At 71.6% G+C, this 18,140-nt stretch carries 16 protein-coding genes; 11 read left to right on the top strand and 5 right to left on the bottom strand.

All coding sequences use genetic code 11. From position 1 onward, the window contains the following. From CCL05_RS19905 to CCL05_RS19880, 6 genes are all read left to right on the top strand, one after another. Positions 1 to 1,102, top strand: a 1,102-nt coding sequence (locus CCL05_RS19905) for a sensor histidine kinase (RefSeq protein ID WP_244204335.1), incomplete at its 5' end; no start/stop codon positions are given. 329 nt (positions 1,103 to 1,431) lie between these two features. Beyond that, entirely contained in the window at positions 1,432 to 2,559 is a 1,128-nt protein-coding gene (pheS, locus tag CCL05_RS19900; protein ID WP_086561845.1) for a phenylalanine--tRNA ligase subunit alpha, read from the top strand. After that, positions 2,559 to 5,072, top strand: a complete 2,514-nt coding sequence (pheT, locus tag CCL05_RS19895; RefSeq protein ID WP_086561844.1) for a phenylalanine--tRNA ligase subunit beta — start codon at positions 2,559 to 2,561, stop codon at positions 5,070 to 5,072. Before pheS ends, pheT begins: the two co-directional genes overlap by 1 nt. 150 nt (positions 5,073 to 5,222) lie before the next feature. Further along, positions 5,223 to 6,233, top strand: a complete 1,011-nt coding sequence (locus tag CCL05_RS19890) for a PP2C family protein-serine/threonine phosphatase (RefSeq protein WP_244204334.1) — start codon at positions 5,223 to 5,225, stop codon at positions 6,231 to 6,233. A 249-nt stretch (positions 6,234 to 6,482) separates the two neighbouring features. Continuing rightward, the gene (locus CCL05_RS19885; RefSeq protein WP_086561842.1) at positions 6,483 to 7,823 is read left to right on the top strand and encodes an NsdA family TPR-like regulatory protein; all 1,341 of its coding nucleotides are present in this window, start codon (positions 6,483 to 6,485) and stop codon (positions 7,821 to 7,823) included. A 106-nt stretch (positions 7,824 to 7,929) separates the two neighbouring features. After that, positions 7,930 to 8,475 (top strand): NUDIX hydrolase, encoded by a 546-nt coding sequence (locus tag CCL05_RS19880; protein WP_086561841.1) that lies wholly within the window; start codon positions 7,930 to 7,932, stop codon positions 8,473 to 8,475. Position 8,476: 1 nt separating this feature from the next. Here the strand turns inward: CCL05_RS19880 and CCL05_RS19875 are convergent, their stop codons facing one another. Further along, positions 8,477 to 8,734 (bottom strand): hypothetical protein, encoded by a 258-nt coding sequence (locus tag CCL05_RS19875; protein ID WP_010045250.1) that lies wholly within the window; start codon positions 8,732 to 8,734, stop codon positions 8,477 to 8,479. A gap of 219 nt (positions 8,735 to 8,953) precedes the next feature. Then, positions 8,954 to 9,829: a 3-hydroxybutyryl-CoA dehydrogenase gene (locus tag CCL05_RS19870; protein WP_086561840.1), complete on the bottom strand. Its 876-nt coding sequence runs from the start codon at positions 9,827 to 9,829 to the stop codon at positions 8,954 to 8,956. 180 nt (positions 9,830 to 10,009) lie between these two features. Here CCL05_RS19870 and CCL05_RS19865 point away from each other — a divergent pair, with 180 nt between their 5' ends. After that, positions 10,010 to 11,245, top strand: a complete 1,236-nt coding sequence (locus CCL05_RS19865; protein ID WP_086561848.1) for a glycoside hydrolase family 10-like protein — start codon at positions 10,010 to 10,012, stop codon at positions 11,243 to 11,245. 1 nt (position 11,246) lies between these two features. Here the strand turns inward: CCL05_RS19865 and CCL05_RS19860 are convergent, their stop codons facing one another. Both CCL05_RS19860 and CCL05_RS19855 read right to left on the bottom strand, forming a co-directional pair. Next, positions 11,247 to 11,447 carry a DUF1918 domain-containing protein gene (locus CCL05_RS19860; RefSeq protein ID WP_010045242.1) on the bottom strand — a complete coding sequence of 67 codons (201 nt, stop codon included), beginning with the start codon at positions 11,445 to 11,447 and terminating at the stop codon, positions 11,247 to 11,249. A 95-nt stretch (positions 11,448 to 11,542) separates the two neighbouring features. After that, positions 11,543 to 12,463, bottom strand: a complete 921-nt coding sequence (locus tag CCL05_RS19855) for a DMT family transporter (protein WP_086561839.1) — start codon at positions 12,461 to 12,463, stop codon at positions 11,543 to 11,545. Between CCL05_RS19855 and CCL05_RS19850 the strand changes: the two genes are divergently transcribed. The 3 genes from CCL05_RS19850 (at position 12,462) to CCL05_RS19840 (ending at position 15,046) form a co-directional block, all read left to right on the top strand. Then, complete coding sequence (locus tag CCL05_RS19850; RefSeq protein WP_086561838.1) at positions 12,462 to 13,898, top strand: aminotransferase-like domain-containing protein; 1,437 nt, start codon at positions 12,462 to 12,464, stop codon at positions 13,896 to 13,898. The genes CCL05_RS19855 and CCL05_RS19850 overlap by 2 nt on opposite strands. A 40-nt stretch (positions 13,899 to 13,938) precedes the next feature. Then, complete coding sequence (locus tag CCL05_RS19845; protein ID WP_086561837.1) at positions 13,939 to 14,379, top strand: GNAT family N-acetyltransferase; 441 nt, start codon at positions 13,939 to 13,941, stop codon at positions 14,377 to 14,379. A gap of 73 nt (positions 14,380 to 14,452) precedes the next feature. Next, a complete protein-coding gene (locus CCL05_RS19840; RefSeq protein ID WP_086561836.1) occupies positions 14,453 to 15,046 on the top strand; it encodes a histidine phosphatase family protein in 594 nt (197 codons plus the stop codon). On the opposite strand, the gene CCL05_RS19835 is transcribed toward CCL05_RS19840, so the two are convergent. Then, positions 15,028 to 15,495, bottom strand: a complete 468-nt coding sequence (locus tag CCL05_RS19835; RefSeq protein ID WP_086561835.1) for a DUF6314 family protein — start codon at positions 15,493 to 15,495, stop codon at positions 15,028 to 15,030. The two genes, CCL05_RS19840 and CCL05_RS19835, sit on opposite strands and share 19 nt — an antisense overlap. A gap of 137 nt (positions 15,496 to 15,632) precedes the next feature. On the opposite strand from CCL05_RS19835, the gene CCL05_RS19830 reads away from it, so the two are divergent. Beyond that, complete coding sequence (locus CCL05_RS19830) at positions 15,633 to 18,116, top strand: alpha-L-arabinofuranosidase C-terminal domain-containing protein (RefSeq protein ID WP_086561834.1); 2,484 nt, start codon at positions 15,633 to 15,635, stop codon at positions 18,114 to 18,116. Positions 18,117 to 18,140: the final 24 nt, after the last annotated feature.

Below are 18,140 nucleotides of genomic sequence, written 5' to 3'. Positions count from 1 at the left end.
GCCCGCCGCGTCCCGGCCGCCCGGTGATCGCGCCGACCTCGGCATCGACCCCGACATGCTGCCCGACGGACTCGTCGTCGCCGACGAGCGGGGCCGGGTCGTCTGCTTCAACGCCGCCGCCGAGCGCATCACCGCCGTCCCCGCCCGGGACGCCCTCGGACAGCCCTTGGAGAAGGCCCTGCCATTAGAGGATCTGGAGGGGCGACGCTGGTGGCAGCTGACCGACCCGTACGGCGGCCTCGCGATCCGGGTCGGACAGCCCGAGCGGAACCTCCTCCTCCCCGGCGGCCGTGAGGTGCTGGTCTCCGCGCGCTACGTCCGCACCCGGCCCACCGGACCCCTCCGGCGCCTCGTCGTCACCCTGCGCGACACCGAGGCCCGCCGCCGCACCGAGCGCAGCCATGCCGAGCTGATCGCCACCGTCGCCCACGAACTGCGCTCCCCGCTCACCTCCGTCAAGGGCTTCACCGCCACGCTGCTCGCCAAGTGGGAACGCTTCACCGACGACCAGAAGCGGCTGATGCTGGAGACCGTCGACGCCGACGCCGACCGGGTCACCCGGCTCATCGCCGAGCTGCTCGACATCTCCCGGATCGACTCCGGCCGGCTGGAGGTGCGGCGCCAGCCCGTCGACATCGGCGCCGCCGTCGGCCGTCACATCCAGGCCTACGTCGCCGCCGGGCAGCCCGCCGACCGGTTCCTGCTGCGCGTCCAGCAGCCGCTGCCCGACCTGTGGGCCGACCCCGACAAGATCGACCAGGTGCTCAGCAACCTCCTGGAAAATGCCGTGCGGCACGGCGAGGGAACTGTCACGATCGACGTCACGGCCACGGCGTCCCCCCGCGAGGGCGAGAACGCCGAGCACGCAGCCACGTCGGTCACGGTGAGCGACGAGGGGCCCGGCATCCCGGAGGAGTCCATGAACCGCGTCTTCACCCGCTTCTGGCGGGGCAGCAAGCGCGGTGGCACGGGCCTCGGGCTCTACATCGTCAAGGGCATCGTCGAGGCCCACGGCGGCACCATCACGGTCGGCCGCGCACCCGGCGCCGGTGCCGAGTTCCGATTTACGTTGCCCGTGAGCGCTCCGGCCTATCTCGCCTGAGCAGCCCGCGGGCGCATTCGTACACCTGAGGGCCCCTCTCGGACCGGGCGCCCGGCGTGCGGCGTCTGGCACCGCACCTCGCCGCGTTGCCGAAAGGCCCTGGTAGCTCCTCCCCCACGCTCGGCTTCGCTCGCGCGGGGGCACCCCCATCGAGGACCTTCCGGCGCCTTGCGATGCACGGCACCAGACGCCGCCCGCTGTCGGACGCCCGGTCCGAGAGGGGCCCTCCACCCCGTTAGACTCGGCCCTTGGCACCTTTGTGTCCCGCAGACGGCCGTCGGAGTCGGTGACGGGGACCTCCAGCCAGCCAATCGGAAGCACGGGAAGAGATGTCGGCACCGAATAAGTCGTACGACCCTGTAGAGGTCGAGGCGTTGAAACCGGAAGAGATCGAGCGCATGCGGGACGAGGCGCTCGCCGCCTTCGCCGCCGCGGACTCCCTCGACGCGCTCCACGAGGCCAAGGTCGCCCACACCGGCCCCGCCTCCCCGCTGGCCCTCGCCAACCGCGAGATCGGCGCCCTGCCCCCGCACGCCAAGGCCGACGCCGGCAAGCGCGTCGGGCAGGCCCGCGGCGCCGTGAACAAGGGCCTCGCCGCCCGCCAGGCCGAGCTGGAAGCCGAGCGGGACGCCCGTGTGCTGGTCGAGGAGGCGGTGGACGTCACACTGCCCTACGACCGCGTACCGGCCGGCGCCCGGCACCCGCTCACCACGATGATGGAGCGGGTCGCGGACGTCTTCGTGGCCATGGGCTACGAGATCGCCGAAGGGCCGGAGGCCGAGGCGGAGTGGTTCAACTTCGACGCCCTGAACTTCCTGCCCGACCACCCGGCCCGGCAGATGCAGGACACCTTCTTCGTGCAGGGTCCCGAGGGCACCGAGGAGTCCGGCTCCGGCGTCGTGCTGCGCACCCATACCTCCCCGGTGCAGGCCCGCGCGCTGCTCGACCGTGAGCTGCCGGTCTACATCGTCTGCCCCGGCCGGGTGTTCCGCACCGACGAGCTGGACGCCACGCACACGCCCGTCTTCCACCAGATCGAGCTGCTCGCGATCGACGAGGGCCTGACCATGGCGGACCTCAAGGGCACGATGGACCACATGGTCCAGTCCCTGTTCGGCGCGGACATGAAGACGCGGCTGCGGCCGGCCTACTTCCCGTTCACCGAGCCGAGCGCCGAGATGGACATGCTCTGCTACGTGTGCAAGGGCGAGTCCGCCGGCAACCCCGACCGGCCCTGCCGCACCTGCTCGTCCGAGGGCTGGATCGAGCTCGGCGGCTGCGGCATGGTCAACCCCCGGGTGCTCACCGCCTGCGGCGTCGACCCCGAGAAGTACAGCGGTTTCGCCTTCGGGTTCGGCATCGAACGGATGCTGATGTTCCGCCACAACGTCGAGGACATGCGAGACATGGTCGAGGGTGACGTCCGGTTCACCCGGCCGTTCGGGATGGAGATCTGATGCGGGTCCCGCTTTCTTGGCTGCGGGAGTACGTCGACCTGCCGGCCACCGAGACCGGCCGCGACGTCCAGGCCAAGCTCATTTCGGCCGGTCTGGAGGTCGAGACCGTCGAGCAGCTCGGCGCCGACCTCAAGGGACCGCTGGTGGTCGGCCAGGTCGCGACCATCGAGGAGCTGACGGAGTTCAAGAAGCCGATCCGCTTCTGCACCGTCGACGTCGGTCAGGCCAACGGCACGGGCGAGCCCCAGGAGATCGTCTGCGGCGCCCGCAACTTCGCCGTCGGCGACAAGGTCGTCGTGGCGCTGCCCGGCGCCGTCCTGCCCGGTGACTTCCAGATCGCCGAGCGCAAGACCTACGGCAAGATGTCCCGCGGCATGATCTGCTCCAGCGACGAGCTGAACATGGGCGACGATGGCACCAAGGGCATCATCGTGCTGCCCCCGGAGACCGAGGTCGGCAAGGACGCGATCGAGCTGCTGGAGCTGGTCGACGAGGTCCTCGACATCGCCGTCACGCCCGACCGCGGCTACTGCCTGTCGCTGCGCGGCGTCGCCCGCGAGACCGCCATCGCCTACGGCCTGCCGCTGCGCGACCCGGCCCTGCTCGACGTGCCCGGCCCGAACGCGTACGGCTACCCGGTGCGGATCTCCGACCCCACCGGCTGCGACCGCTTCACGGCCCGCACGGTGACCGGCCTGAGCGCCGAGGCCCGCTCGCCGATCTGGCTCCAGCGCCGGCTCCAGAAGGTCGGCATGCGCCCGATCTCGCTCGCCGTCGACGTCACCAACTACGTGATGATGGAGCTCGGCCAGCCGCTGCACGCCTACGACCGCGGCCTGGTCCAGGGCACGATCGGCGTGCGCCGGGCCGAGCCGGGCGAGAAGCTCACCACCCTCGACGGTGTCGAGCGCACGCTGGACGCCGAGGACCTGGTGATCACCGACGACCGCGGCCCCATCGGGCTCGCCGGCGTCATGGGCGGCGCCAACACGGAGATCGCCGACCACGACAACGTCGAGAACGCCACGGCCGACGTCGTCATCGAGGCCGCGCACTTCGACGCGGTGTCGATCGCGCGCACGGCCCGCCGGCACAAGCTGTCCTCCGAGGCGTCCCGGCGCTTCGAGCGCGGCGTCGACCCGCAGGCCGCCGCTGCCGCCGCGCAGCGCACGGTGGACCTGCTGGTCCTGCTCGCGGGCGGCACCGCCGAGGCCGGCGTCACCGAGGTCCTCGCCCCGACCGCGCCCCGCACCATCACGATCCCGGCCGACCACCCGGACAGGGTCGCGGGCGTCACCTACGGCCGCGAGACCGTCGTACGCCGGCTCCAGGAGATCGGCTGCGACGTGTACGGGCAGGACGAGCTGATCGTCACCGTGCCGTCCTGGCGCCCCGACCTCACCGACCCGAACGACCTGGCCGAAGAGGTCATCCGCCTGGAGGGCTACGAGAACCTGCCCTCCACGCTGCCCAAGCCGCCGGCCGGTCTCGGCCTGACCAGCCGGCAGCGGCTGCACCGCCGCGTCGGCCGGGCCCTGGCCGGTGCCGGGTACGTCGAGGCGCTGAACTACCCGTTCATCGGCGAGCAGGTCTTCGACCAGCTCGGCCTCGAAGCGGACGACCCGGCCCGCCGCGTCGTCAAGCTCAGCAACCCGCTGAGCGACGAGGAGCCGGCGCTGCGCACGACGCTGCTGCCGGGCCTGCTCACCGCTCTGCGGCGCAACGACGGCCGGGGCTCGCACGACCTCGCGCTGTTCGAGACCGGCCTGGTCTTCCGGCCGCGCGAGGAGCAGCGGATCGCCGCCGTGCTGCCCGTCGACCGCCGCCCGACGGACGAGGAGCTCGCCGAGCTGAACGCGGCGCTGCCCGAGCAGCCGCGGCACGCCGCCGTCGTCCTCGCCGGTGCGCGGGAACAGGCCGGCTGGTGGGGCAAGGGCCGTCCGGCCGACTGGGCCGACGCGGTGGAGGCGGCGCGGTCCGTCGCCCGTGAGGCCGGTGCCGAGCTGATCATCCGCAAGGGACAGTACGGGCCCTGGCACCCCGGGCGGTGCGCCGAGCTGGCGCTCACCGTGGACGGTGCCGAGCGGGTCGTGGGCCACGCGGGGGAGTTGCACCCGCGCGTGGTGCAGGCGCTGGGGCTGCCGGAGCGCACCTGCGCGATGGAGATCGACCTGGACGCGGTGGAGTCGGCGGGTGACGCCACGGCGCGGGCGCCGCGGATCTCCACGTTCCCCGTCGCCACGCAGGATGTCGCCCTGGTCGTCGACGCGGTCGTTCCGGCGGCGGAGGTCGAGGAGGCCCTGCGTGAGGGCGCCGGGGAACTGCTGGAGTCGATCCGCTTGTTCGACGTGTACGAGAACGCCGAGCAGTTGGGGGAGGGGCGCAAGTCGCTGGCGTACGCGCTGCGGTTCCGGGCGCCTGACCGGACGCTGACCGTCGATGAGGCTTCCGCGGCTCGGGATGCGGCGGTGGTCCTTGCCGGTGAGCTTGTCGGGGCTGAGCTGCGGAGTTAGCGTCGCCTCACTCGTTTGAGTGGTAAAGGTAGGTAAGCCTGCCCTTCCGGGCGTGCTGTCGACAGAATCGGACCGGCCTTATACGGGCCGGTCCGATTCTGTGTCAGGGCCTATTGGGGGGCCATCGGCATGATCCGCATCAGGGGTCGGGTGCGAAGTCTCGGTCTGCCGACGGTGTGGGGCGCGGCGGCCGTCACGTACAAGCTGGCCTGTCCGCTCGCCCAGGACACCGGCCTCGAAGCGCGGATCGTCACCAGTGCCGTGTTCTTCGCGGTCGGCACCGGGCTGATCCTCCATGTGCGGCAGACGCTGATGCGCGAACTGCGGCAGTTGCGGCGCGTCGCGGGTGCCGCGCAGAGCGCGCTGCTGAGGCCGCCGCCCTCGTGCGTCGACGGACTGGACGTCGCCGCCGCCCAGTTGTCCTCGGAGCGTGGGGCGGCCATGGGCGGTGACCTGTACGAGGTCGCCGCCACCGAGTACGGCGTACGGGCCGTGATGGGTGACGTCCGCGGGCACGGGGTCGAGACGTTCGGGACCGTCGCCGCCGTGCTCGGCTGTTTCCGTGAGGCCGCGCACGACGAGAAGGATCTCGGCAGTGTGCTGCACCGGCTGGAACGCGCCCTGGCCCGGCATCTGCGCCAGGAACAACCGGTGGGCGCCGCCGAGGAGTTCGTGACCCTGCTGCTCGTGGAGATCCGCGCCGACGGGGAGATGACCGCCCTGAACTGCGGGCACCCGTGGCCGTACCGGCTGAGCGGCACGGACGTCGACCAACTCGCCCCGGCCGATCCGCACCCGCCCCTGGGCCTGTTCCCGCTTCCGGCCGACCTGTCCACCGAAGGACTGGGGTATCTGGAGCACGGTGACGCCCTGTTCCTCTTCACGGACGGTGCGCAGGACGCGAGGGATGCGCGTGGCCGGTTCTTTCCCCTGTCGAGTGTGGTGAAGGGCGTCGCGCGGGAGCAGGCCCTTTCCTCGCAGACCGTTCTGCGCGGGATTCTCACCGCCCTCCAGCACCACACCGGGGGCACCTCGTCGGACGACATTGCCCTGATGGTTCTCACGAACGGTCGGGATAGGTCCCTCAGGGGCGCGGGGAACTGCGCGACCAGCCACAATGCGCCCGCAGCCGACGACGTACCCCTGCCCCACCGGCGATGACGCACCCGGCGGAGCCGTCCGCCCCGCCACGGAGTGTCGGGCAGGCAGCCGGGCGGACGGCGGAAGCGGGCCGCCGCACTGTACGAGGGGGAGCCGGCGGCCCGGCCGGCCTCTTGCGAGGCATTTCAGTCAACCGGCTGACGACTCTCCGCGACAGTGCGCACACAGCGCGGATTCGAGCACTCCGTTCACACCCCGTGTGAAGGGGGAGCCACTAATCTGGCCGCACCGAGCCACCGGGGGGCCCACATGCAGCCCAACACTCTGCTCGACGCGATCCTGGACGAGGCCGGGATCTCGCACGCGGGGCTGGCCGCACACGTCAACCAGGCGGGACGGGCACGTGGTCTGTCCCTGAGATACGAACACACCGCCGTCGCCCGGTGGTTGAAGGGGCAGCGTCCCCGGGGCCAGGTGCCCGACCTGATCTGCGAGGTGCTCGCTGCCCGGTTGCGGCGGCAGGTGACCCTCGACGACATCGGCCTGGGCGTGCCCGGAGAGCCGTCCGCTCCGCACACCGGCTCGCTCTCCGGCTTCGTCGAACGGGCCACCGCCCTGTGGCGCTCCGACCAGCAGCAGCGCCCGCACATCCTGGGCGCGCCCGCGCTCACCGGCACGCCCGCCGTCATGCCGGTGTGGGAGTGGGAGAACCCGCCCGAGGACGTGGACGTCTCGCGCGGCGGCCGGCACCGGGTCACCCCGGGCGACCTCGACATGCTGCGGGCCGCCCGCACGCACTACGAGCAGCTGTACCGCAAGGCCGGGGGCATCGCGACGCGGGCCCGTATCGTCGGCTTCCTCAACTCCGAGGCCGCGCCGCTGCTGCGCGGCAGCTACACCGACGAGACGGGCCGTCAGCTCCACCGCGCCACGGGCGGACTGGTGGCCGTCGCCGGGATCTGCGCCTACGACTCCGACGCGCACGGCCTCGCGCAGCGCTACTTCCACCAGGCCCTGCGACTCGCCAAGGCCAGCGGGGACCGGGGGCTCGGCGCCTACGTCATCGCGCTGCTGGTCAACCAGTCGCTGTTCATGCGGGAGTACCGGCAGGCCGTGGCCTTCGCGGAGGCCGCGCTGCGGGCCGCCGGCAAGCACATCACCCCGGCTCTCGCCTCCGACCTGTACGCGATGCAGGCCAAGGCGTACGCGCATCTCGGCGACGGCACGAGCGCCCTGTCCTGCATCCGGCGGGCCGAGCAGGCCGCGGCCCGCATCCGGCGTGGCCATGAGCCCGACGAGACCGGTTACGTCCAGCCGGGACTGGTCAACGTCCAGGTGGCGGAGGCGCTGCTGAGCCTCGGGGAGATCGCGGCCGCCGGCGAGCACGCCGCGGCCGCGGTCGACAACCCGGCGCACGACCGCGGCCGGGTGCACCGGCTGGCCATGCTCAGCACCATCGAGCTGCGGCAGGGCAACGCGGACAAGGCCGTGGCCATCGCCGTGCAGATGGCCGAGCAGGCCCGCGGCATGGAGTCCCAGCGGTTGCGCGACCGGCTGCGCGCGGTGCGGGAGCACCTGGTGCGCAGCGGCTGCGCCGGCACGGCCGAGGCGGCCGAACTCATCGACGGAGCCCTGCGCGTACCGTTGTAGACCCGGGCGCCGTCGCCCGCGTCATCCCGAGCGACGTCCTGTGCGCCTGCTGTCCGTACGTCCCTCCTGCGATATTGCCACTTACTCGACGGAAGGTGGCAGAACCGTGCAGTGGACGAAACACAACGAACAAGGTGTGTACTCAAACCGCTGGTTCAGCGTCAATCTCGCGGATGTCGAACTGCCGGACGGCCGGCATCTCGACCACTTCCTCATACGGCTGCGGCCCGTTGCCATGGCCACGGTCGTGAACGAGGCCAACGAGGTGCTGCTGCTCTGGAGGCACCGCTTCATCACCGACAGCTGGGGCTGGGAACTCGCGGCGGGGGTCGTCGAGGACGGCGAGGACGTCGCCCGCGCGGCCGCCAGGGAACTGGAGGAGGAGACCGGCTGGCGGCCGGGACCCCTGCACCACCTCATGAGCGTGGAGCCGTCCAACGGGCTCACCGACGCCCGGCACCACGTGTACTGGGCCGACGAGGGCGAGTACGTCGGGCACCCCGTGGACGACTTCGAGTCGGACCGCCGGGAATGGGTTCCCCTCAAGCTCGTCCCCGACATGGTCGCCCGTGGGGAGGTCCCGGCCGCCAACATGGCGGCCGCGTTACTGCTGCTGCACCATCTCAGGCTCGGGCAGGACACCTTGCCCTGAGCTAACGTCCCAGTGCCTGCCAGATCGCCACGACGAGGGCACCCACGGCGGTGAGGGCGGCGACCGCGGGCAGCGGCCAGCGCGCGTGTTCCAGTGAGTTGATCCGGGTGTTGAGCTCGTCGAGTTCCTTGGCGGTCTCCTCGGTGCGGTGGCTGAGCAGTGCCAGCCCGCCCTCGACTCGGGCGTACGCCACATCGAGGCGGCGTCGTAACTCTGCGAGTTCTCCGTGAACGACCGGATGCTCGGGATCGACGGTCACGAGTCCGTTCCTTTCCGTAGTCGTTGCGCATCCCTTGCATGCGCATGAGGAGTCAACTCGCCTGGTGGGCGGCTGGGGAGAGTGTGCGACGGGCATATGCGAGCCCGGCGCGCACACGGTGTGTGAATGCCACGGGCCCGGCACCAACTCTGGTGCCGGGCCCGTGGGTTGGCCGAAATATGACCGTCCGTAATCAGCCGCGGGAGGGGGTGCGCGAGGTCAGTCGTACGTGTAGAAGCCCGACCCCGTCTTGCGGCCCAGCCGGCCCGCGTCGACCATGCGCTGGAGGAGCGGGGGAGCGGCGTACAGCGGCTCCTTGTACTCCTCGTACATCGACTGGGCCACCGAGGCGACCGTGTCCAGGCCGATGAGGTCGGAGAGCTTCAGCGGGCCCATCGGGTGGGCGCAGCCCATCTCCATGCCGTTGTCGATGTCCTCGCGGCTGGCGATGCCCGTCTCGAACATCCGGATCGCGGAGAGCAGGTACGGGATCAGCAGCGCGTTCACCACGAAGCCGGAGCGGTCCTGGGCGCGGATCGCGTGCTTGCCCAGCACCTTCTCGGTGAACAGCTGGGCCCGGCTCAGCGTGCCCTCGGACGTGGTGAGGGCCGGGATCAGCTCGACGAGCTTCTGCACGGGGGCCGGGTTGAAGAAGTGGATGCCGATGACCTGGTCGGGCCGCGAGGTCGCCACGGCCAGCTTCACCAGCGGGATGGAGGAGGTGTTGGAGGCCAGGATGGCGTCGGGCCGGGTCACGACCTGGTCGAGCACCTGGAAGATCTCGGTCTTGACCTGCTCGTTCTCGACGACCGCCTCGATCACCAGGTCGCGGTCGGCGAACTCGCCGAGGTCCGTGGTGAAGCTCAGTCGGGCCTGGGTGGCCTCCAGCTCCTCCTCGGTGATCTTGCCGCGCTCGGCTGCCTTGGCCAGGGAGTTGAACAGCCGGGTCCGGCCGATCTCCAGGGCCTCCCCGGTGGTCTCGGCGACCATGACGTCCAGACCGGCCCGGGCGCACACCTCGGCGATCCCCGCACCCATCTGACCGCAGCCCACGACCCCGACGCGTGCAATGTCTCCCGCTGGGATGTCCGTCACATCGTCCCTTTCGCTGCTGATCCACTTCCGGGCAGGTGCTCCGGGTCCCGGTGCCTGCTCCGTTCGAGCACGTTACTCCCAAGTATCGATGATCGATCGCGGGGGTCGCGCCCGCTTCGGGCATGCTGGGCGCGGAGCGATCCGCGACCGGGCGGATCCGCGGCTTTTTGGGGCATGCGGATGGGACGAGTGTCACGCAGGGCGTTCGCGGTGGCGGCGCTGTCGGCTTTCACGATGGTGCCTCCGGCGTCGGCCGCGCCCGAGCGAAACGGCAGGGGCGACGGGGCGGCCTCCGAGATGCGGGGCGTATGGCTGGCCACCGTGGCCAACCGCGACTGGCCGTCGAAGCCGGGGCTGACGGCCGCGCGGCAGCGGGCCGAGCTGATCGCCCACCTCGACAGGGCGGTCCGCGACCGGCTCAACACCGTGATCTTCCAGGTCCGGCCCACGGCGGACGCCCTGTGGCCCTCGCCGTACGAGCCGTGGTCGCAGTACCTCACCGGCACCCAGGGCAAGGACCCAGGCTGGGACCCGCTGGGCACGGCCGTGGAGGAGGCCCACGCCCGCGGTCTGAAGCTGCACGCCTGGTTCAACCCGTACCGGGTGGCCGGGCACGCCGACCCGACCCGGCTGGCAGCCGGCCACCCCGCCCGTGACAACCCGGACTGGGTGGTGACGTACGGCGGGAAGCTCTACTACAACCCCGGCCTGCCGGAGGTCCGGAGCTTCGTACAGGAAGCGATGCTCGACGCGGTGGAGAAGTACCCCGTGGACGGCGTCCACTTCGACGACTACTTCTACCCGTACCCGGTGGCGGGCCAGAGCTTCGACGACGACGAGGCCTACGACGAGTACGGCGCCGGCTTCCCGAACCGGGCGGCGTGGCGGCGGGACAACATCGACAAGCTGGTGCGGGAGACGGCCGAGCGCGTCAAGCAGGTCCGGCCCGGCACCCCCTTCGGCGTCAGCCCGTTCGGAGTGTGGCGCAACGCCGCCACCGACTCGCGCGGCTCGGACACCCGGGCGGGTGTGCAGACGTACGACGATCTGCACGCGGACACGCGTAAGTGGGTGCGCGAGGGCTGGATCGACTACATCGTCCCGCAGCTGTACTGGAACATCGGGTTCGCCGCCGCCGACTACGCGAAACTCCTGCCCTGGTGGGCGGAGGTCGCGCGCGGCAGCTCGACCCGGCTGTACGCGGGGGAGGCGCTGTACAAGGCCGGTGACCCGGCGCAGCCCGCGGCCTGGCAGGACCCGGCCGAGCTGTCCCGGCACCTGACGCTGGCCGGGGATCACGCGCAGGTGCGCGGGCACGTCTTCTTCGCCGCCAAGGACGTGGCGACCGATCGGATCGGGGCGATGGCGAGGGTGGTCGCCGACCACTACGGGCAGCCGGCGCCGCCGCCGCGCTGAATCACGGCCCGGTGGTGGTCTCCCGGTGCCGGATCTCGGTGTCGGGTCCCGGCGAGCACACGCCCTCGTGCCCGTCCTCGAACCGGACGCGGTACGGGGGGTTGCCCTCCTGGCCCAGCACTTCGACGATCTCGCCGACCTTGTCGTGCTGACCGACCACCCTGCCGTGCTGGACAAGCTGGTCGCCCACGGTTGCGCGCATCTGGGGCCTCCTCGGGATCTGCGGAGCAGCGGTGGTCCGTGGCCTTTCGAGTCTACGGCCGGGGGCACACGCGGCAGGGGCCGCGTGTGCCCCGCTCAGCCGCGCGCCCGTTGTGTGACGGCGATGCAGACCAGCACCGCCACGGCTGTCAGCGGGGCGGCCACGGGCAGGTGCTCGCCCAGCAGCAGCACCGACCACACCAGTGTGAGCAGGGGCTGGGCGAGCTGCAACTGGCTGGCCTTGGGGATGCCGATGGCCGCCATGCCCCGGTACCAGACGACCAGTCCGAGGAACTGCGAGCCCGCCGCGACCCACAGCAGGCCGGTGACGCTGTGCGCGGTCAGCCGCACGGGTTCCTGCGCCAGGGCGAACGCGGCGACGGGCACGGTCAGCGGCAGGCACAGCACCAGCGCCCAGCCGATGACGTGCCAGCCCGGCATGATCCGGGCCAGCCGGCCGCCCTCGGTGTAGCCGGCCGCGCACACCAGCAGCGCCGCGAAGAGGTACAGGTCGGCCGTGTTCAGGGCGCCGCCGCTCTGCTGCACGGTGAAGGCCAGGACCGCCGCCGCGCCGGCGAGGGCCGCCGCCCAGAACGTGCGCGAGGGGCGGGTGCCGACGCGCAGGGCGGACAGGAGCGCGGTGGTCAGGGGGAGCAGTCCGACCACGACGGCGGCGTGCGCGGTGGTGGAGGTCTCCAGCGCGAGCGTGGTCAGCAGCGGGAAACCGAGGACGACACCGGCCGCCACGACCGCGAGGCCGGACCAGTGACGGCGGGCGGGCAGCGGGACGCGCAGTGCCAGCAGCGCACCGCCGGCGATCACCGCGGCCAGGACGCTGCGGACGGCGACCAGCGACCAGGGCCCGAACCCCTCAAGGCCCCAGGCGGTGGCCGGGAAGGTGAGGGAGAAGGCGATGACGCCCAGGGCGGCCTGGAGGGTGCCGAGGCCGGGCTGCCGCTCTCGCTCTGCGGCGACTGCTATCCGGGAAGCGGTAGTAGCGCTACTCTGTACTCTCATGCAAGAGCGTAGCAGCGTCAGTGACCTGGCGGAACAGCTGCGGCGGGAGCTGGACCGCTACTCGCCGGGTGGAAAGCTGCCGTCGAGCCGAGCCCTGGTCGAGCGGTTCCGGGTGAGTCCCGTGACCGTGTCGCGGGCGCTGGCGCAGCTCGCCGCCGAGGGACTGGTCGTCACCCGGCCCGGCGCGGGCGCGTTCCGCGCGCAGGCCCGGACGGCACCGGCCCCCGCCGGGGACACCTCCTGGCAGGAGGTCGCGCTCAGCGCGGACGGTGCCGCCGATCTCGTGCCGCGCTCGGTGGACGCCTCCGGGGTGCTCGTCTCGCTGGCCGCGCCGCCGCCCGGCGTGATCGAGTTCAACGGCGGCTATCTGCACCCCTCGTTGCAGCCGGAGCGCGCGATGGCCGCCGCCCTGTCGCGCGCCGGACGCCGCCCCGGCGCCTGGGGACGCCCGCCCGTGGAGGGGCTGCCGGAGCTGCGCGAGTGGTTCGCGCGGGGCATCGGCGGGTCGTTCACGGCCGCCGAGGTGCTGGTCACCGCGGGCGGACAGTCGGCGCTCACCACCGCCCTGCGCGCCCTCGCCCCGCCCGGCGCCCCCGTCCTCGTGGAGTCGCCGACCTATCCGGGCATGCTCGCCATCGCCCGTGCCGCGGGCCTGCGCCCGGTGCCCGTCCCGGTCGACCCGGACGGGGTGAAACCGGCGCTGCTCGCCGACGCCTTCCGGGCCACCGGTGCCCCGGCCTTCGTCTGCCAGCCGCTCTTCCAGAACCCCACCGGTGCCGTGCTCGCCCCCGAGCGGCGCCGGGAGGTGCTGCGCATCGCCCGTGAGGCGGGCGCGTTCGTCGTCGAGGACGACTTCGTACGGCGGCTCGTGCACGAGGACGCGGGACCGCTGCCGCGCCCGCTGGCCGCCGACGACCCCGACGGTGTCGTCGTCCACGTCTGCTCGCTCACCAAGGCGACCTCGCCGAGCTTCCGGGTGAGCGCCCTGGCCGCGCGCGGCCCGGTCCTGGAGCGGCTGCGCGCGATCCAGGTCGTCGACACCTTCTTCGTGCCCCGCCCCCTCCAGGAAGCCGCACTCGAACTCGTCGGCTCGCCCGCCTGGCCGCGCCATCTGCGAGCGGTCGCCGCCGCGTTGAAGGCGCGCCGGGACGCGCTGACCGCCGCGCTCGCGCTGCACCTGCCGGAACTCGCCCTGGCGCACGTGCCGTCCGGCGGCTACCACCTGTGGCCGCGCCTGCCGGACGGCACGGACGAGCCGGCCCTCGTGACGGCCGCCCTGCGCGCGGGCGTCGCGATCACCCCCGGCCGCCCCTACTTCAGCGCCGAGCCGCCGGCCGCGCACATCCGGCTGAGTTTCGCGGCGGTCGCGGGGACCGGGGAGATCGCCGAGGGCGTACGGCGGCTGCGCACGGCCTGCGACGAGGTGCTGGGATAAGAGTTCGACGCACGGGCCGCCGGCCTGCCAGCATCCCGTCATGACCGACACGCCGAGCCTGCCCGAGGGCTACGAGATCTCCACCGACCCCGCCCGCGTCGACGCCGAGCGCGTCCACCACTGGCTGTCCACCGACGCGTACTGGGCGCTGGGCCGCCCCCGCGAGAAGCAGGACCGGGCGATCGAGGGGTCGCTCAACTTCGGTGTCTACGAGACGGTGTCGGGCGAGCAGGTGGCCTATGCCCGGGTGATCACGGACCGGGCGACCTTCGGGTGGCTGTGTGACGTGTACGTCGACCCGTCGGTGCGCGGCAAGGGGGTCGGCACCGCGCTCGTGGCGGCCGCACGGGAGGAACTGCGGCAGTACGGGGTGCGCCGGCTCCTGCTCGCCACGCACGACGCGCACGGGGTCTACGAGAAACTCGGGTTCGCGGCACTGGAGCGGCCCGAGCACTGGATGGCGCTCATCTTCGGCCCGTGAGGGCCGGTGCACCCTGGGTAACTCCCTGGTAACACCCCTTGACCTGCCTACTTTCGGCCACCACCATCGCCGCATGCCACTTCGGGTCACGTTCGTCGCCGCCGCGCGCAGCTCCCCGCTGCTCGCCGAGCGCTTCGAGGACGAGCGGCCGCTGGACCAGGCCGGCTGGGGTGAGGTGGAGCGCGTCGCCCACGAACTGCTGCCGCTCGCCGCGGCCGAGCTGCGCTACTGCTCGCCGACCCCGCGCAGCCGTGCCACGGGGGAGGGGCTCGGGTACGCGCCGCTCGTGCAACTCGGCCTGCGGGACTGCGACATGGGCCGGTGGCGCGGGCTGACCCTCGGGGAAGCGATGGCCCGGGAGCCGGAGGCCGTGGACGCCTGGCTCGCCGACCCGCGCTCCACACCGCACGGCGGTGAGTCGCTGGTGGACTTCATCACCCGCGTCGGCGGCTGGCTGGACACCCGGCCCGTCGAGGACGGCTGCCGGGTGGTTGCGGTGGCCGAGCCGTCCGTGATCCGGGCCGCTCTGGTATACGCGCTGAAGGCGCCGCCCTCGACGTACTGGAACATCGACGTCCGCCCGCTGTCGACCACCGCCGTGACGGGCCGGGCAGGGCGCTGGAACCTGCGTTTCGACGGAGTGCCGGCTCAGGCGTCGCGCGCGTAGTCCGTGCGCAGCACCAGGTCCTTGGCCGGGCCGCGCACGTGCCACACTGTCCGCCAGTGGTCCGGGTCGCGCACGGTGAACTCGCCGCGGTAGAGGTCCGCCGCACAGGGGTGGTCGGCCACGTGCCGCCCGGACGTCAGGTCCAGGTCGTGGAAAGGCCGGCCGTCCGCGAACCGCACGTCCGCCGTGCCGCCCGGGCCGGGCAGGAACCGCAGCGTCCGCTCGGCGGGCCGGGCGACGCCCTGCCAGACGAAGGTGCCGGACTCGTGGTGCAGCAGCCCGCCGTCCTCCGGCAGCCTGCCGCTCTCTTCCGCGGTGAACACGGTGAACACGGTGGTCCCGGTGAACTCCCCCTGCTCGCCGCTCGCGAGATCCCGCACCGACCGGGTCACGCGCCAGCGCCCCGCCAGATACGCCAGTACGTCCGGCACTGGCCAGAACTCGCCCATTCCGTCCCGCTCTCCGTAACAACCGTTGTCGCGCGACCCATTGACGCGCATCAGCCCCCTCCCTATCTTGCCGTTCGAAGTGCTGATCAATGTCTGATATTTCGAACACTCCTCTACCAGAGAGCCGCGGAGTATCCATGCCACGCACCGCCCGCACCCGATGGAGAATCGGTCTCACGACCACCGCCCTCCTGACGGCAGCAGCCCTCGTACCGGCCCCCGCGCACGCCGAGGACGTCACCGACTACGCGATCACCGTCGACCCGTCCGCCCAGGGCGCGAAGATCGACGACACGATGTACGGCGTCTTCTTCGAGGACATCAACCGGGCCGCCGACGGCGGTCTGTACGCCGAGCTCGTGCAGAACCGATCCTTCGAGTACTCCACCGCCGACAACGGCTCCTACACGCCCCTGACCTCCTGGACGGTGGGCGGCACGGCCGAGGTCGTGAACGACTCGGGCCGCCTCAACGAGCGCAACCGCAACTACCTCTCCCTGGGCGCCGGTTCCTCCGTGACGAACGCCGGCTACAACACCGGCATCCGGGTCGAGCAGGGCAAGAAGTACGACTTCTCCGTGTGGGCCCGCGCGGAGAGCGGCAGCACGCTCACCGTCTCCCTCAAGGACACGGCGGGCACGCTGGCGACCGCCCGGCAGGTGGCCGTCAAGGGCGGCTGGGCCAAGTACAAGGCCACCTTCACCGCGACCCGCACCAGCAACCGCGGCCGCCTCGCCGTGGCCTCGGCGAACGCCGCCGCGCTCGACGAGATCTCGCTCTTCCCGCGCGACACGTACAAGAACCAGCCGAACGGCCTGCGCAAGGACCTCGCCGAGAAGATCGCCGCCCTGAAGCCGGGCTTCGTGCGCTTCCCCGGCGGCTGCCTGGTCAACACCGGCTCCATGGAGGACTACAGCGAGGCGAGCGGCTGGCAGCGCAAGCGCAGCTACCAGTGGAAGGACACCGTCGGTCCGGTCGAGCAGCGCGCCACCAACGCCAACTTCTGGGGCTACAACCAGAGCTACGGCCTCGGCTACTACGAGTACTTCCGCTTCGCCGAGGACATCGGCGCCATGCCGCTGCCCGTCGTCCCCGCCCTGGTCACCGGCTGCGGCCAGAACAAGGCCACCGACGACGACGCCCTGCTCAAGCGGCACATCCAGGACACCCTCGACCTCATCGAGTTCGCCAACGGCCCGGCGACCTCCAAGTGGGGCAAGGTCCGCGCCGAGATGGGCCACCCCAAGCCGTTCCACCTCACCCACCTCGAGGTCGGCAACGAGGAGAACCTCCCGAACGAGTTCTTCGCCCGCTTCCAGAAGTTCCGGGCCGCCATCGAGGCGAAGTACCCGGACATCACCGTCATCTCCAACTCGGGCCCCGACGACGCCGGCACCACCTTCGACACCGCCTGGAAGCTCAACCGCGAGGCGAACGTCGACATGGTCGACGAGCACTACTACAACAGCCCGAACTGGTTCCTCCAGAACAACGACCGCTACGACTCCTACGACCGCAAGGGCCCCAAGGTCTTCCTCGGCGAGTACGCCTCCCAGGGCAACGCCTGGAAGAACGGCCTCTCCGAAGCCGCGTACATGACCGGCCTGGAGCGCAACGCGGACATCGTCAAGCTCGCCTCCTACGCCCCGCTGCTCGCCAACGAGGACTACGTCCAGTGGCGGCCGGACATGATCTGGTTCAACAACCGGGCCTCCTGGAACTCGGCCAACTACGAGGTCCAGAAGCTGTTCATGACCAACGTCGGCGACCGCGTCGTCCCGTCGAAGGCCACGACCACGCCGAACGTCAGCGGCCCGATCACGGGTGCCGTCGGCCTGTCCACGTGGGCGACCAACGCCGCGTACGACGACGTGAAGGTCACTTCGGCGGACGGCTCGACGCTGCTCAGCGACGACTTCTCCGGTGACGCCTCGAAGTGGACCACCAGCGGCCGGGGCAGCTGGAGCATCCAGGACGGGCAGTACGTCCAGACCGACACCGCCGCCGAGAACACCATGGTCACGGCGGGCGACCCGGCCTGGAAGGACTACGACCTGCATGTGAAGGCCACCAAGAAGTCCGGCAAGGAGGGCTTCCTCGTCGCCTTCGGCGTCAAGGACACCGGCAACTACTACTGGTGGAACCTGGGCGGCTGGAACAACACCCAGTCCGCGATCGAGCAGGCCGTGGACGGCGGCAAGGGCACGCTGATGACGAAGGCCGGGTCGATCGAGACGGGCCGCGCCTACGACATCGACATCAAGGTGCGAGGCCGTCAGGTCACCCTGTTCCTCGACGGCAAGGAATGGGGCAGCTTCAAGGACGACAAGCCGGCCGAGCCGTTCCGCCAGGTCGTCACCAAGGACGCGAAGACCGGTGACCTGATCGTCAAGGTCGTCAACGCCCAGTCCGCCGAGGCCCGTACGGCCGTCGATCTGGGGGGCGCCAAGGTCGCCTCCACGGCCCGCGTGACCACGCTGGCCGCCGACGAGGACGCGGTGAACACCGAGACGGACACGCCGGTGACGCCGGTGACGTCCACGTTCCGGGGGGTGGACCGGACGTTCACCTACACCTTCCCGGCGAACTCCGTCACGTTCCTGCGGATCAAGCAGAGGTAGCAGGCACCTCGCGTGGGCCGCTGC

It is taken from the genome of Streptomyces africanus, assembly GCF_002150735.1.
Lineage (GTDB): Bacteria > Actinomycetota > Actinomycetes > Streptomycetales > Streptomycetaceae > Streptomyces > Streptomyces africanus.
Note: the sequence above shows the minus strand (reverse complement) of the source record. Positions and strands in the feature narration are given on the sequence as shown.